Origin of the sequence: Pseudomonas sp. IT-P294 (genome assembly GCF_949767865.1) — a bacterium.
Lineage (GTDB): Bacteria > Pseudomonadota > Gammaproteobacteria > Pseudomonadales > Pseudomonadaceae > Aquipseudomonas.
Genome location: NZ_CATKQW010000004.1, coordinates 98752 through 113567, shown reverse-complemented (window position 1 = coordinate 113567; position 14816 = coordinate 98752). Strand labels below are relative to the sequence as shown.

At 55.0% G+C, this 14816-nt stretch carries 12 protein-coding genes and 1 pseudogene; 8 read left to right on the top strand and 5 right to left on the bottom strand.

Annotated elements, in window-relative coordinates; translation table 11 throughout:
• Nucleotides 1-43: 43 nt before the first annotated feature.
• Nucleotides 44-5881, top strand: a complete 5838-nt coding sequence (locus ACM6I0_RS03845) for a DUF3320 domain-containing protein (protein WP_414921495.1) — start codon at nt 44-46, stop codon at nt 5879-5881.
• Nucleotides 5882-5986: 105 nt separating this feature from the next.
• Here the strand turns inward: ACM6I0_RS03845 and ACM6I0_RS03840 are convergent, their stop codons facing one another.
• Nucleotides 5987-6427, bottom strand: coding sequence for a hypothetical protein (locus ACM6I0_RS03840; RefSeq protein WP_285432084.1), 441 nt, complete (start codon nt 6425-6427; stop codon nt 5987-5989).
• A gap of 413 nt (nt 6428-6840) precedes the next feature.
• On the opposite strand from ACM6I0_RS03840, the gene ACM6I0_RS03835 reads away from it, so the two are divergent.
• Nucleotides 6841-7713: a DNA/RNA non-specific endonuclease gene (locus tag ACM6I0_RS03835; RefSeq protein WP_285432086.1), complete on the top strand. Its 873-nt coding sequence runs from the start codon at nt 6841-6843 to the stop codon at nt 7711-7713.
• A 63-nt stretch (nt 7714-7776) separates the two neighbouring features.
• Here ACM6I0_RS03835 and ACM6I0_RS03830 read toward each other — a convergent pair whose 3' ends face one another.
• The 3 genes from ACM6I0_RS03830 to ACM6I0_RS03820 form a co-directional block, all read right to left on the bottom strand.
• A complete protein-coding gene (locus ACM6I0_RS03830) occupies nt 7777-8985 on the bottom strand; it encodes a cation:proton antiporter (protein ID WP_414921494.1) in 1209 nt (402 codons plus the stop codon).
• 219 nt (nt 8986-9204) lie between these two features.
• Entirely contained in the window at nt 9205-9615 is a 411-nt protein-coding gene (locus ACM6I0_RS03825) for a cupin domain-containing protein (protein ID WP_285432090.1), read from the bottom strand.
• Between the two features lie 46 nt (nt 9616-9661).
• A complete protein-coding gene (locus tag ACM6I0_RS03820) occupies nt 9662-10156 on the bottom strand; it encodes a cupin domain-containing protein (RefSeq protein ID WP_414921493.1) in 495 nt (164 codons plus the stop codon).
• 473 nt (nt 10157-10629) lie between these two features.
• Between ACM6I0_RS03820 and ACM6I0_RS03815 the strand changes: the two genes are divergently transcribed.
• The 6 genes and pseudogenes from ACM6I0_RS03815 (at nt 10630) to ACM6I0_RS03790 (ending at nt 14209) form a co-directional block, all read left to right on the top strand.
• Complete coding sequence (locus ACM6I0_RS03815) at nt 10630-11028, top strand: hypothetical protein (protein WP_285432092.1); 399 nt, start codon at nt 10630-10632, stop codon at nt 11026-11028.
• Nucleotides 11029-11093: 65 nt separating this feature from the next.
• Nucleotides 11094-11489, top strand: coding sequence for a hypothetical protein (locus tag ACM6I0_RS03810; protein WP_285432094.1), 396 nt, complete (start codon nt 11094-11096; stop codon nt 11487-11489).
• Between the two features lie 571 nt (nt 11490-12060).
• A pseudogene (locus tag ACM6I0_RS03805) lies at nt 12061-12249 on the top strand (hypothetical protein); the annotation flags it as partial.
• A 145-nt stretch (nt 12250-12394) separates the two neighbouring features.
• Nucleotides 12395-12613, top strand: a complete 219-nt coding sequence (locus ACM6I0_RS03800) for a hypothetical protein (RefSeq protein ID WP_285435809.1) — start codon at nt 12395-12397, stop codon at nt 12611-12613.
• Nucleotides 12614-12651: 38 nt separating this feature from the next.
• Nucleotides 12652-13113, top strand: a complete 462-nt coding sequence (locus ACM6I0_RS03795; RefSeq protein WP_285435810.1) for a hypothetical protein — start codon at nt 12652-12654, stop codon at nt 13111-13113.
• Nucleotides 13114-13846: 733 nt separating this feature from the next.
• Nucleotides 13847-14209, top strand: a complete 363-nt coding sequence (locus ACM6I0_RS03790; protein ID WP_414921492.1) for a DUF6124 family protein — start codon at nt 13847-13849, stop codon at nt 14207-14209.
• A gap of 84 nt (nt 14210-14293) precedes the next feature.
• Here the strand turns inward: ACM6I0_RS03790 and ACM6I0_RS03785 are convergent, their stop codons facing one another.
• Nucleotides 14294-14794 (bottom strand): Lrp/AsnC family transcriptional regulator, encoded by a 501-nt coding sequence (locus tag ACM6I0_RS03785; RefSeq protein ID WP_259154671.1) that lies wholly within the window; start codon nt 14792-14794, stop codon nt 14294-14296.
• Nucleotides 14795-14816 lie beyond the last annotated feature (22 nt).

Here is a 14816-nt window from a genome sequence, read left to right as displayed (position 1 = left end):
GCCTCTTTATGAGGCAAGCACTGGTAGCTTCGGGAGCCCGTGGATGAACATCAAGATTGAGGCGCTGATCGCTCGTAAGATCGGCTTCGCTTCCCACCAGAATGCCATTCCGCTTGTACGAGAATTGAGCATTTGGAACCAGGAAGAATCAAGTCTTGAAAATCTGATACTGACTTTAAGCACCGACCCAGATTTCGTTGAAAGCCGGTCTTGGCCTATTGACCGGATTCATGCGGGTGATCGCCTTAGCATTTCTGAGCGCGACATCAAGCTCAACGCTGGCTATCTGTCCGGGCTGAGTGAAAGCCTGAGTGCCGATGTGGTGTTGCGCTTGTCCCAAGGCGAGAACGTACTCGTCGAGCAGCGCTTTCCCACTGAGCTGCTTTCTCGCACTGAATGGGGTGGTTTGAGCGCCATGCCAGAGTTGCTGGCAGCTTTCTGCATGCCCAATGATCCGTCGGTAGACCGAGTGCTCAAAGCCGCTTCTCAAGTCTTGCGGCGAGCAGGAAAGAAAGACGGCATTGATGGCTATGAAAGCAAGTCGCGCACGCGCACGTGGGAGCTTGCCTCCGCCATTTGGTCCGCGGTGTGCAGCTTTCAGTTGAGCTATGCATTGCCTCCAGCCAGTTTTGAGCAACAGGGCCAGAAGATCAGGCCGCCAAGCGTCATTCTGGAAAACGGTGTGGCGACCTGCCTGGATATGGCATTGCTGTTCGCTGCGGCGTTGGAGCAGGCTGGACTGAATGCCCTGCTGATCATGACAAAGGGGCACGCCTTTGCAGGCGTTTGGTTGCAGCCTCAAGAGTTTTCCCAACTGTTGACTGACGAAGCGTCGGCTGTACGCAAGCGCTTGGATCTGAAGGAGATGGTGGTTTTCGAGACCACCTTGGCGACCCAATCGCCGGCACCGAATTTTAGCCAAGCGGTCGCCGCTGCGCAGCGGCAACTAGATGATGATCAGTTCATCATGGCAATCGATTTGCACCGTGCTCGGATGCAGAAGATCCGCCCAATGGCGCTGGTGTCCGCAGTCAATGCATCGGATCTGGCAGACGATGCTCCGCCTGCCGCTGAAAGCTTGGAGGAGGCCCCAGCACTGCCAGGGTTCGATGTCGAAATCAACGAGGGTAACGAAGGTCCGGCCGGTAAATTAACGCTCTGGCAACGCAAACTCCTCGATCTGACGACTCGCAACCGTCTACTGCATTTGCCAGACAGCGCTAAAGGCGTACGTCTTGTCTGTCCTGATCCAGCAGCGCTTGAAGACCTTCTTTCGAGTGGCCAGCGCATTCGAGTGGTGCCGGTACCTGACCTGAATAGCAGCGGCCGTGATGTGGCCGTCTACGAGCAGCAGAATAATGAAAGCCTGGTAGACGAAGTCGCCCGTCAAGCGCTTGCTCGGGGCGAAGTGCTCGCCAGCCTGGAGAAGATCAAGCTTGAAGCAACCTTGATTGAGCTATTCCGAAAGGCGCGCAGCGATCTGGAGGAGGGCGGGGCAAACACGCTGTTTTTGGCAATCGGCTTTCTTAAATGGAAGAAAAGCGCCGAAGACCCGAAGACCTACTCCGCACCCCTGATTTTGCTGCCGGTGAAACTTGAGCGCAAAAGTGCCTTGTCTGGGGTGACGCTGACGTTGCTCGACGAGGAGCCGCGTTTCAACCTAACCCTACTTGAATTGCTGCGTCATGATTTTGAGTTGGTGATACCCGGGCTCGATGGCGAGCTACCAAGTGATGAAAGCGGCATCGATGTTACCGGCATCTGGAACATGGTGCGTCGAGCGGTACGCGATGTGCCCGGATGTGAGGTGAGTACCGAACTGGTTCTGGGCACTTTCTCATTTGCCAAATATTTGATGTGGAAGGACTTGAATGCCAACGGGGCACAGCTGCTGCAAAGCCCATTGGTCAAACATTTGCTGGAGCCTAAAGAAGCAGGTGAAGGCTTCTCTGGCTCGGACGAGTTTCCCAGGCCAGAGCGCCTGGACTCAACAGTAACGCCTGCTCAGCTTTTTGCGCCATTGCCCGCTGACTCTTCGCAGTTATCTGCCGTGGTGGCATCGGCTGGCACTCATAGTTTCGTCATGGATGGACCTCCGGGAACCGGTAAGTCGCAGACCATTGCCAACATGATTGCTCATAACCTTGCACTAGGCCGTCGCGTTTTGTTCGTGGCAGAGAAGCGTGCTGCCCTCGACGTGGTTTATCGTCGCTTAGCGGAGAAGGGGTTAGGCGAGTTCTGCCTGGAGTTGCACTCAAGCAAAGCGTCCAAAGTTGAAGTGCTCAAGCAGTTGGATCGCGCATGGGATGTGAGTGACGCATTGAGCGCCGAGGAGTGGGAGCGTGAGGCTGCTCGATTGCAAACGCTGCGGTCGCGACTTAACCAGTTGGTCGAGGTCCTGCATCGACGTTGGAGCAACGGTCTTTCCCTGCATCAGGCGATTGGTCGCGTCGTTCGTGATCACAGTCCTCAGACGCCGAGACTGGCTTGGCCAACAGGCAAGGAACACGATGCTGCCGAGTATGGCCAGTTGCTCGATCTGGCGCGTCGGCTTGGGCTTAACGGCGTTGCGGCGCGCGACTTGTCAGGCAAGTTTGGCGCACTGGCACAGACCCAATGGTCGAACGCCTGGCAGGCACAAATTGCAAGCGCCTCGCGTGAGTTGCCACAGGCCCTTGACGCGCTAAATACTGCAAGTGAGAGGCTTCTTGGCCTGACGCACTTGGCGTTGCCTGTGGCGGAAGTCACACAGGTACAGCAGCTTCACGATTTGACGAGCTTGATCGTGGAATCCTGCGGGATGAACCTTTCATTCGCATTTGCCCCCAATGTTGTCACGCGTATAGAAGCAGCCCGGCGTGCTTGTCAGTTGGTAGAGAGCTATCGGGAGTTGGAGGAAAGCCTGTCACTGGATTATGCCGATGAAGCTTGCCGTCGCATCCCGCTTGAGGCCATGCACCGCGAATGGCGAGAGGCCGAGGGCAAGTTCTGGTTCCTGGCTACTTTCGCCAAGAAAAAGGTGGCGGAAAAAATAGCCTCTTTAGGTGGCGCGGCGGGCCTTCCGGACACGCTGGGTGACCTCGCCATTTTCGAGCGCCTGCATGCGCAGTTAACGGAGTTGGACGCGTTGGCAAGTGACATGCAGTCGATCCCTGGCTGGCAAGGTCTGACCAGCGACACCGCCCTTACACTGCGAGCTATCAAACTGGCTGAAACGCTGCGCGGGCTGCTGAGTGGCTTGGCCGAATCACCCGACCACTTGGTTTCATTGCGCGGCGCAGTCGCGCGTCTCGTCATCGATGCGAATGAGATGTTGGCGCCGGGTGGGCAAATCAGCGCAGCGTTATCGGCATTGCAACAGGCGTTGTCTCGCTATAACGAAGCCGCTCGGCTATTCGCTGGATTGGCAGCAACGGACGCAGACGCGCATCCGAGTGTTGCGGCGTTGCGGGCTACTTCACTTTCTATCCAGCAGCAGGAAGAACAACTCAAGGCCTGGTGCGACTGGTGTCGAGTACGCAAGCAGGCTGGTGAAGCCGGCTTGGCAAGCCTCGCCCAAGCGTTGGAAGCCGGAAGCCTGACTCCGTCTGCAAGCGAGGAAACTTTTGTCACGGCCTATGCTCATTGGTTTGCGACACAGGGCATCGACAGCGAGCCGCTTCTGAGGAATTTTGTCGCTGCCGAGCACATGAGTGACATTGGTGCTTTCGTTCGCCTGGACGACGAACTGGCTAAACTGACGGTGCGATACATTCGGGCGAAACTATGTGGCCTGATCCCTTCAAAGAATGACATTCCCAAGAGCAGCGGCTTCGCCATTCTCAAGCATGAATTGCAGAAGTCCCGTAGACACAAACCAGTCCGGCAGCTGGCTATTGAGATGGGGGACGCGCTGAATCGCCTCGCACCGTGCATGCTCATGAGCCCACTGTCGATTGCGCAGTTTTTGCCTGCCGATCAGCCCCCATTCGATCTGGTCATCTTCGACGAGGCTTCGCAGATTGCTCCATGGGACGCAATCGGTTCGATAGCTCGGGGCAAGCAAGTTGTTATCGCCGGTGACCCTCGTCAGATGCCGCCTACGAACTTCTTCAGCCGTGGCCCCAATGCTGGCGACGACGACACAGCAGAAGACATGGAGAGCATCCTGGACGAATGCCTGGGAGCAGGGGTGCCGAGCCACAGTTTGAGTTGGCACTACCGTAGTCGCCATGAAAGCCTGATCGCGTTCTCCAACCATCGTTACTACGATAGTAATTTGATTACCTTCCCAGCAGCCGAAACTCGCGCAAGTGCTGTTGAATGGCGCAGGGTCGAGGGCGTGTATGCGAAAGGAAAAGGCCGTTACAACCAAGCTGAGGCTGAAGCCATTGTCAGCGAAACAGTCAAACGTCTAACCGATCCTGCGTTCGTCGCTGCGGGTCATTCAATCGGGATCATCACGCTCAACTCTGACCAGCAAAAGCTGATCAACGATCTGTTGGACGCTGCCCGTAAGCAACACCCACAGATTGAGCCGTTTTTCCAGGATACCCAGACCGAACCCGTCGTCGTCAAAAACCTGGAAACGGTCCAGGGCGATGAGCGAGACCTGATTATGCTCGGGATCGGCTACGGGCCCACCGAGCCGGGTGCGCAGGTTATGTCGATGAACTTCGGCCCTCTCAACAAGGACGGTGGATGGCGCAGGCTAAACGTCGCCATCACACGGTCACGTCGAGAGATGTTGGTATTCACCTCGTTCGACCCGTCGATGATCGATCTGAACCGGACCAATGCTCGGGCGGTCCGGGATTTGAAGCACTTCATTGAGTTTGCTCAGCGTGGCCCCAAGGCTTTGGCAGAGGCGGTACATGGCTCGGTTGGTGGATATGACTCACCGTTTGAAGAAGCTGTTGCTCAAGGGCTGCGTCGTCTTGGGTGGCAAGTAGTCCCGCAGATCGGCGTGTCGCGTTTTCGTATCGATCTGGGGATTGTTCACCCTGATCGTCCGGGTGACTATTTGGCGGGTGTCGAGTGTGATGGCGCGACTTACCACAGTGCCGCCACCGCTCGGGACCGGGATAAAGTCAGAGGCGCGATTCTCAGCGGCTTGGGATGGAACCTGGTGCGACTTTGGTCCACGGAATGGTGGGTAAATAAAGAAGGCGCCTTGCAGAAGCTGCACATGGCTCTGAACGACCTTCTGGCTCAATCCCGAGTAGAGGCAATCGATAGTCCAGTAACCGAGGAGCCACTGGCCGCTCCAATCGTTATCGATTTCTCAAGCGACTCCGGCATTAGTGATGAGTTGCCAGAAGCGCCCATTAGCTCCGTGAGTACATTGCCGTCGCAGATTGCGGACGTTCGTGTTGCTCGTGCTCACAGCGATCAACCGGTTTCTCTGGGGCAGAAGGGTGAATATCGCGTTGCCGATCTTTCTACGCTTGCGCACATGATCCAACCCGAGCAGTTTCACTTAGCGCATTACAGTCCGGTGCTCCGTCAGATCATTGAAGAGGTGCTACGCCAGGAAGCCCCCATTCTCGACACACTCTTAGTCCAGCGTATTGCTCGCGCACACGGTTTCCAACGATCAGGACGGCTTATTCGAGACAGAGTGCTGGAACTGGCCGAACAGCACCATCACGTTCGGCAGGAAGGACTTGAGGAGGCATTCGTCTGGCACGCCGAGGGCGATGTGATGGAGTGGTCGACATACCGTGTTCCGGTATCGGTCGATGACGCACGTTCAATCGAGGAGATCGCGGCGCAGGAGTTGCGTATCGCCGCGAGCATTATCGATTCTGGGGACCGAGCCCTTGAGGTTGCCAGGCTATTAGGCGTCAGACGTCTAACAGGGGCGGCACGTGAACGCATTGAGCGAATACTGAGCGCATAGGGGCCGATTGATTCGTCGTGGTTTAGCGTTTTCCGAGGGCGGCTATTTAGCCGCCTTGCCACTTCATGAGCGTGGCGTGGGAAACTGGCCGAAGCTCCTCTGCGCTCAATGCCCCTCTTGAACATAGGGACCCAAGGAAAAACCTTGCGTATCCCAGTTGATTTGGTAGATCACTTCTTTCCTTGGCTTGATGTTGGCCGCGACAGTTTTGATCGCGGCACCCGCGCACAGTCCAGATTCGGCTAGTCCGGTACCGAGGTTCACTTTACCGGGCGGCAAAACGAAAGATGCCTTTTGACCGGGAGCTATCTTCGCGGCGCGCTGACCATCAATGTAGAGCACGGCGTCACATCCCGCGCCGACAAACCCGTCATCACGGAAAATGGTCAGGCGTCCCGAATCTTCCGTATCTTGTGCATCTTCGCTTTTGATCGGGAACATATCGTTGGCCGGCACCGGCCGCGCTTCCGAAACCTGCATAGGCGATGTTTCGCACCCGCCCAAGGCGAGCAGGAGTGCCCCCGTTGCGATAATCCTTCGCATCATTTCTCCCTCCAGAAAAAGGCGAATGTATCAGAGCGTCATACTGCTTTGCTTCACTGGTCATGTTAGACCGTCGGGCAACAAGTGCAGACCTCAGCCCTATGTGCAACGGGTACTTTCCGATCCGGTTGCTCCCGAATGCCAGAGCACAGCGGTTTGGTTTTCCCCGTTTTCTGCCGATCACTTTGTCGACGTGAATTGACAGGTAGAATGCCAACGCTGCTCAGCACTAAAGGGATTAATGGTGGTCATAACGCGCACGATCGTTAGTGGTCGTACTGTTTGGAACCGACCGGTTCCACACGGGTATTTTGATCAAGGACAGTGAAAGCATGCTCACCGCAACATAATCTGCAGCCGCCTCCATCGGCATTCGCCCTACGTTTACTCCTCAATCCCATTCGAAGATCTAAAGCATGTACCTACGCAAAATTGCAGTTGGGCTGTCGGCCCTTGTTTTGCTCTCAACCGGCGTGGAAGCCCGCAGCCTGCTGGATTTCCTCAAGCCACCCAGCCAGTCTCAGGAACACGCGTCCCGCTCGGGCTCGATCAGCCAGAACGCGGCGCTGGACCTCTATTCAAACAAGCAGAAGCAGGCGTCGTTCGAGGGCTGTGCCGATCTGTTCCCGTCAGCCAGGCCGATCAACATGGCCACCGTGCCTGCAACCATGAACCCGTTGGCCTTGTGTTCCGATAACTTCGCGGTGCTGTACTCACAAACCAGCAAGACACCGTTGGTAGTGGTGGAGCGTCTTACTGCCGCCCAGCTTCAGGATGCAAAAGGGGAGGAGCGCACTAACCAGTTCTATGCGGACCCACGCATTCCCAAGGGTGGGCGGGCAGAGTTGAGCGACTACCGTAGCCAGCATCCGGCCGTGGACCGTGGTCATCAATCCCCGGCTGCCGATGCACCGAGTCCTCATGCGATGGCACAATCTTTTGCGCTGTCGAACATGGTGCCGCAAGACCCTACCAACAACCGGAAGATCTGGAGCAAGGTCGAATCCGATGTCAGGAAATTTGCCAAGCGAGCCGATGGCGATGTTTTTGTGTTTACCGGCCCGCTCTTTGACTCGGGTCACTCCACCATTGGCGACAACAAAGTCTGGGTGCCGACTCGCCTGTTCAAGCTGGTTTACGACGCATCGTCCAAGCGCGCCTGGGCTTACGTATTACCCAACGCGGAAACTCGTATTGAGAGACCGATGGACTATGACGCTTTCGTAAAAAGTACGGGGCTCAAGTTGCTGGGTAATTTACCGGTGACAGGTTCCGTGGGGCGCAGTTGATGCCTTCTGCTTGACGGGCTGCACCCTGAAAGTTTGAAAAAAGGGGATGGATTTATAGTTTTCTTAAACTATATCCGTCTCCTTTTTCGTCTTCTTGGCCAGTCGTGCAACCCACGGATTGGCACTCAAACCATGCAGCAGCACGCTGAGTAAAACAGTACAGGCAGCGGTCGCCACCAGCGTGCGACTGGCGTTCAGGGGGAAGTCCAGGATCATTACGGCGAAGACGATGCTGGCCAGTCCTCGCGGTCCGAACCAACCGATGAACAGACGGGTTTCGCCATCGAAGCGGGTTCCCGCCAAGCTGATCAACACAGGCAGGATACGGATTACGGTCAAGCTGAGCACCGCGTAAATCCACATGTTCAGGGTGACGATTGCCCAGGCCCAGGGAATCACCAGTGCGCCAAATACGATCCAGGTAATGACCGATAACAGGCTGGCGATTTCTTCGCCGGCCTCGAGCAGATGGTGCTTTTGTTCGGTAAACAAATAGCTCGCGAGCAGCCCCCCGACGAAGGAAGCGATAAAGCCGCTGCCACCCAGTGTTTGCGCCGTGGCGAAGCATAAAAGCGCCAGCCCGGGCAGGGTCAATTGTGACCACATGGGTGTTTGCCAGCGGTGTTTTGCGGAGTAACGCTGTAGCAGCCAGGCGATGAGTGTCATGGCGATACCCACCAATGCACCGATGCCCAGCTCTTCGATCACCAGCTCCAGTGCCAGCGTCATAGGAGACTGCGTTTGCTCTTCCACCAGCAGCGCCAGGAACATCAACAGTACCGGAACACAGATACCATCGTTGAGCCCGCTCTCCACGTTCAACCCTTCGCGCACAGGCGCTTGAACCTTGGGGTTGCTCACCACCGCCTTGCCCAGCGCAGCGTCCGTGGGCGCCAGGAGAGTCGCCAGGATGGCCAGTTCCAAGAGAGGAACCTGCGGAAACAACCAGATACCCGCCAGCCAACCGCTCAGGATGGTCAGTGGTAGACCGATCAATAACAGGCGCAGTGGCAATCCTTCGTATGCCCGTAACACCTTGAGGTCGGCGTTAGCCGCATCGCTGAACAGAACGATCGCCAGGGTCAGTTCAGCCAGGATCTTGAGGCCTTCCTTGTCAATCCGGGGTTGCAGAACGCCCAGCACCGCCGGACCCAGAATCAATCCCGCCAGCATGAACATCAGCGGACCATTAATCAGGCGTGACTCGAGTTTCCCGGCAAATATGCTGTAGGCCAGGAGGAAGGCGGCGAGCAAGGCTAAGTTCTGATACATGGACGACCCACCTTTTCAGGTCAGGGCAAGTTGTTCAGATACTTTGGTTTGAACGTGTTACTGGGCTTTCTATTGCATAAGGTTAGCTGGCCTGGCTGAGTCCGTAGCGAGCAGTTGACGATTGTGTCGGCCAACTGTTCGCTCACTCGCTTGAATACCGCACCTCGTTTTCGGTAAATCCATTCAGTTTCAACTGGCAGGTTCACTCAACAGGTCAACTCATTCGCCTGTCGGACCGACGTTATATTCCTCGTCGGTGACCTTTTCCATCCAGACGACACTCACACCGTCCAACGCTTCCTGGACCCCAATGTGGGTCATGGCTGTGGTGGCGCTCGCGCCGTGCCAGTGTTTATGACCCGGTGGGCACCAGATGACATCGCCGGCACGAATTTCCACAATCGGTTCGCCTTCACACTGCGTCCAGCCGCAGCCTGCGGTGACGATCAGCGTCTGACCCAGCGGGTGGGTGTGCCAGGCGCTACGAGCGCCGGGTTCAAAGGTGACGCTGACGATGGATGCTCGGGCCGGTGAAGGAGGGGAGTTGAGCGGGTCCATACGGACGGTGCCTGTGAAGTACGCTTCTGGGGCTTTTATCGATGGCTGCGAGCCTGCGCGCTTGAGGATCATGGTCGCTCCTGGATAAATGAAAACTGAAAATACACGTAACGCGTCTTCACTTTGACGCGTTGCGAGGGTCGTCATGACTATCAATATACTCAAGCCCCAACGGACCTGTTCCATACACCTGAGAGATGTACTCTCCCGACTTGGCCCAATGAAAATGCGGCGTATTGGCCGGGAGCACTACAACACTGCCGGGGCCGTAGGCAACCAACTTGTCTGGATCAAAGACAGACCCGAAACCAATATAAAACACACCGGACATTACGGTGTAGATACGATCTTCAGGGTGTGTATGGGGCATTAACTTGATGCCATTCGGCACTTTGACTCGCACAACGTACGGGCCTGGCTTACTGGGGTCGCCGACCAGCACCGCCAGCTTCACTTCTTTCGGGAACGCCGGAAAGTTACGCCACTCCACGTCTTCATTGTGCAAGGCCCCGGGTGTGCCGAGCGGCAAGGGTTGCGCCTGAACGAACGGTATTGTTGCGCACGCGACAAGAAGGGTGGTCAGGCAAGCAGTTTTCATAATGCTCTGAATCATGAGAGACACCTTGGCTACGTCATCGGTAAATCGGCATCGTCACCGGGGGCTCTATAAACACGTCAGGCGAGTCGCCGATGAAGACACAAAACGCCTGCGTAATCTAAAGGCAGAGCACAGTTGTGATAATGCCGCCAATGCGCATTTCAGTTGATACGTAATGTAATCAATCGGTGATGTCCTGTTCCCCATTCGAAACACCGCGCTCATTCAGCGCGCCACCGGTCTCGAAGAGGATCGACGCGCAAATGATCTGGCGATTGACGGGGAGGCGCCTTCCCAATAACTGTAGCGAACGAGCCGGGAAAAAATAAACCCATTCTCTAATGCCTATCGGTTTAACTTTGTTTCAGGAATGAATCATTTTTGTTGATTTTGCGCTATTAACTTTATCGTGAATTAATATATTTTTTGGTTGTTGGATGGCTATTCTCAATGCATTGGATCCGTAGGCTCATAGCAGGGTGAAGGGCATGAATAAGGTAATTATTTATTCGTTAGTCGTGCTGTTCATGACAAGTTGCTCATCTTCTGAGCATCAAACTGCGGTCGATGCCCACGCCGATGCGCCGGCAAGCGCGAAACAACTAAATGGCAGTGAGATTAACGCGACGGTGATAGGTCGCAAGCATTCGAGTGTGACGTCTACCGGTTATCCCTTTACTGAAACATTGAACCCTGACGGGACTGCAGTAATCCAGATTTCCAGCGATCCGATGCAATCCGGTTATTGGGTTATTACGGAGAATGTTATCTGTGTGACCTATCAAAAATATGGCAAGGAATGCAATAAAGTACTCACTGATGGGGTTGCAGTCTGGTTTGTCGATAGTGTGAATAACAAAACCAATAACAAATTTACAGTCAAATAAAGGCTGTGGCTGTTGTCTTTTGATTGATAAGTTTTATCGGGGTTGGCAGACAGTGGAGGTGCGGTATGAATATTGAACGTTGGAGTTGCCTGTTCCTGGTACTTGCCTTGTCCGGGTGTGCTACGTCTGGTGGAAATACGGTGAAGCCGGTTTCAGCTTCAGCAGTGGCGCTTGATGATGAGCAAGTTCGCAGCACCTTGGTTGGGAACAAACTCAATAATATCGGCCCTTCAGGCTTGCCCTATACTTTAAGTTTTAATGCTGATGGGACCGAAATATTCACACTGTCCGGTAAACCACCCGAGACGGAATATTGGACCGTCAAGGAGGGGGTGATTTGTTTCACCTCGCCCAAAATCCCCAAAGAATGTTATCGATTAAAAAAAGACAAGGATGATTACTGGCTGGTACATCCACAGACAGGAGCAGTCCACTACCACTACACACTGACTCCACAGTGATCGTGGTTTGTTCCTGCGTCCTGAGCGCCGCGAGCGTCATCTGAAGCGCGAAATGCGCGCCAGTACGGATGTCTCCGGTTTAAAACGTAAAGGATGTCCCCGGTTTCTACAATTCAACCCATCTCCCCTGTGGGAGTGGGCTTGCCCGCGATGGCGTCAGACCCAACACCATCAATTTCAGCCAAGAAAAATTGGCCCAACATTCGAAGTCTTAAACAGGTTTCAAGTCGCCTGTTTAAAGACACCCAGTGTTACGTCCTAACGGCTACAACGCCTTGCGTCGTTACCTACGCGTACGCCAGAATCTGCCGGCTTGTGCGTCCAGGGCACGGGTTCTATCGTGGCTGGGTCACTGAAAAACAGTGATCGGGTTTGGTAGCCCGGCATAACTAGACGCATAGCGCACCGTTTGCAGATCCTTTAGGTCTCTGCTTTATGGCGGCCATGCGCAGGGCTCCTTCGGGGGCGCCGGGTTTATCTAGTTACCGGTCTACCAACCCGCGTATGGCCGCCACCCGTCGGTTGGTAGCGAGGGTGAAGGCTCCTTTTTAAGCATTAACTAGATAGCTTCATTCATGATCAAACCCACACCCAACCCACCCCACCCGATACCGATCCAGCATCCCCGTACGAATCCGTCGATTCCAAAAAATTCCACGACGCCGCCGAGCGCGCTCTCCACCACTACCTCAACCCGGGCGCCCTCATCATGGCCGCGGTCAACGAACCCGAGCGCATGTTCCTCGTCTACCCCGAGTACTACTGGCTAGCACCCTCCCCAAGACCCTACCGGGATTAAGCCAGTGGGGTTCGTCGCCACAGCGAGGTGTGATCGCGATGTTGAAATGCCATCACCAAAATAGTATGTTGCTGAAAAATCATCTATGGTTCACAAGGAAGACATCATGTCGCTCAAAGGGAAGATCATTTCCGGCTATCTCGTCATTGGCCTGATCTACACGCTTTACTCCTGGCTGTTCACTTCGTACTCCCACGCCAGCTTCGCCTATAACCTCGGCAGAGGTCTGATGTGGCCGGCTGCAATGTCTCCTGCTTTCGGTACGTTTATCGGCGTCATTGTCCTGCTCGTGGTCATCGGCGCGATTCATTTGAATCGACGCTAATCGATCCGCACCTCCAAACTGATCAAGGACAAATGCTCATGGGCATGAGAAAGCTAACGCTGGCTGTGTTGTTCGCGGCGGCACTGGCAGGCTGTGGTGGTAGTAAGGACAAGGCAGAGGAGTTGATTGAGGTCAGCGGTTTGACCAAGCATTACAGCACCATCGTGGAAATCGCATCGGCAAGTTACGCTTCCCGTTACCCGATGCTGGAACGGGAACAGATTCGCAACGTCGTGCGGGACAAACTTGATCAGGACGAATTGAAAAGCAAGATGGTTGACATCTATGCCGATCATTTCGACGACGAAGAACTCGAACTGATGATTCGTGCCAATAAGCATCCCGAGCAAGCCATGGCGATTATCCTAGGCTCCAAAGAAGGCCGCGCGCTAGCCGAAAAGGTAATGGATGTCCAAAAAACCATTTCACAAGACATGCAAAAGTCGATGGTAAACAGTGATGATGCAATCATCGATGCTCTGGATGAGCTGAAGGGCTAAAGCTCATCATCGCGCCTGATGTCGTACACAGACGTCTTCAAGGATTTTCAGGCCGCTGATTCAGTAGATGAAGCGTAGCGTAACGGCCATTAACGCCCGCGTAATGCAGCTGTCGAGCCAGCGAGGCTGCCTCCGCGGGCGTTATTGTAAAAAAGATGAAACCTATTTCAGGACTAGATAGCCTGGCCGATTCGGCAATGCCGTCAATCAACCTCAGCAATCATCCTGAACCCTAAGCCGTACCTATTCATTGTCATCTTGAAGCCTTGAATTCAATCCTGTCCTCCCTGTGAGAACGAGCCTGCTCGCGATGGCGTCAGATCCGACGCCACCGATTTCACACAAGAATTTGTCCATCGGTGTTTGATGCCTTAAACAGGTTTCAAGTCGCCTGTTTAAAGACACCCAGTGTTACGTCCTAACGGCTACAACGCCTTGCGTCGTTACCTACGCGTAAGCCAGAATCCGCCGGCTTGTGCGTCTGTGGCAGGGGTTCTATCGTTTGCTCGTCACTAAAAACGGTGATGGGTTTGGTAGACCCTCAGCATCGACGCATAGCGTCACCTTCGGCGGTCCTTCTTCAGGGCTGCGATTTTATGGTGGCCATGCGCAGGGCTCCTTCGGGGGCGCCGGTTCCGATGCCCGGTCTACCAACCTTCGTATGGCCGCCACCCTCCGTTTGGTAGCGAGAGGGCGATGGCTCCTTTTAATAAGTAGCATCGGAGTTTCATTCATGATCAAACCAACACCCAACCCACCCGATACCGATCCAGCGTCCCCCTACGAATCCGTCGACTCCAAAAAATTCCACGACGCCGCCGAGCGCGCCCTCGACCACTACCTGAACCCGGGCGCCGTCATCATGGCCGCGGTCAACGAACCCGAGCGTATGTTCCTCGTCAATCCCAAGTACGACACCGAATCCCTGCTGGCCAATGCCAGTGAATCACTGGGCTCGGCCACCACCATGCTCAGCAACTTCGCGACGTTGCTGGACAACTCGCACCGCAAGACCCTGCTGGGAATTACCCAGGTGGTGATGTTGGGGGAATTGGCAGTGAATCAGGCATTGGATCTGGTTGAGGTGAAGGAGTAAGAGCACACCCTGTGTGGCGGTGGTTAGTCCGTCGTCACAGAGGGGAGGGTAAGTCGGCAGGGGTTGGATGGCGCTTCGGCCCATTCAGTCTTTGCTCGATTTGGGTATCGCAATACGGCTACTGGTCTTGACCTCGCGTAATGCCAGGCTGGACTGGATGGATGCGATACCCACCTGACGCCTGAGCACCTGCTCGATAAAGTCGCTATAGCTATCAAGATCCTCTGCCAACACTTGCAGCACGTAATCGGCATCCCCGGTGATCTTGTGACAGGACAACACCTCGGGCAATTGCGCAATCACTGCCTCGAAGGCGTCGGGAGCATGATCGGCGTGGGTGGAAAAACGAATGTGCACGAAGGCCATGATGTCCAGTCCCAGCATTCGTCGATCAAGGTTCGCCTGGTAGCCCTTTATCACTCCCGCCTCTTCCATTCTCTTTCGCCGCCGCCAGCAAGGAGTCAGGCTTAACGACAGGCGCTCGCTGAGTTCGGCGTTGGAAATGCTCGCATCCTCTTGCAGCAACGTGAGTATTGCCAAGTCCGTCTCGTCGAGACTGATGCGTTTGGATGATTTTTTCTGCATTTGGCCAATCCTGAGTATAAAA

Bases quoted from the DNA above. Each gene is read 5' to 3' on its own strand.
- ACM6I0_RS03845 (WP_414921495.1), top strand. From the start codon at position 44: ATGAACATCAAGATTGAGGCGCTGATCGCTCGTAAGATCGGCTTCGCT.
- ACM6I0_RS03840 (WP_285432084.1), bottom strand. From the start codon at position 6,427: ATGATGCGAAGGATTATCGCAACGGGGGCACTCCTGCTCGCCTTGGGC.
- ACM6I0_RS03835 (WP_285432086.1), top strand. From the start codon at position 6,841: ATGTACCTACGCAAAATTGCAGTTGGGCTGTCGGCCCTTGTTTTGCTC.
- ACM6I0_RS03830 (WP_414921494.1), bottom strand. From the start codon at position 8,985: ATGTATCAGAACTTAGCCTTGCTCGCCGCCTTCCTCCTGGCCTACAGC.
- ACM6I0_RS03825 (WP_285432090.1), bottom strand. From the start codon at position 9,615: ATGATCCTCAAGCGCGCAGGCTCGCAGCCATCGATAAAAGCCCCAGAA.
- ACM6I0_RS03820 (WP_414921493.1), bottom strand. From the start codon at position 10,156: ATGATTCAGAGCATTATGAAAACTGCTTGCCTGACCACCCTTCTTGTC.
- ACM6I0_RS03815 (WP_285432092.1), top strand. From the start codon at position 10,630: ATGAATAAGGTAATTATTTATTCGTTAGTCGTGCTGTTCATGACAAGT.
- ACM6I0_RS03810 (WP_285432094.1), top strand. From the start codon at position 11,094: ATGAATATTGAACGTTGGAGTTGCCTGTTCCTGGTACTTGCCTTGTCC.
- ACM6I0_RS03800 (WP_285435809.1), top strand. From the start codon at position 12,395: ATGTCGCTCAAAGGGAAGATCATTTCCGGCTATCTCGTCATTGGCCTG.
- ACM6I0_RS03795 (WP_285435810.1), top strand. From the start codon at position 12,652: ATGGGCATGAGAAAGCTAACGCTGGCTGTGTTGTTCGCGGCGGCACTG.
- ACM6I0_RS03790 (WP_414921492.1), top strand. From the start codon at position 13,847: ATGATCAAACCAACACCCAACCCACCCGATACCGATCCAGCGTCCCCC.
- ACM6I0_RS03785 (WP_259154671.1), bottom strand. From the start codon at position 14,794: ATGCAGAAAAAATCATCCAAACGCATCAGTCTCGACGAGACGGACTTG.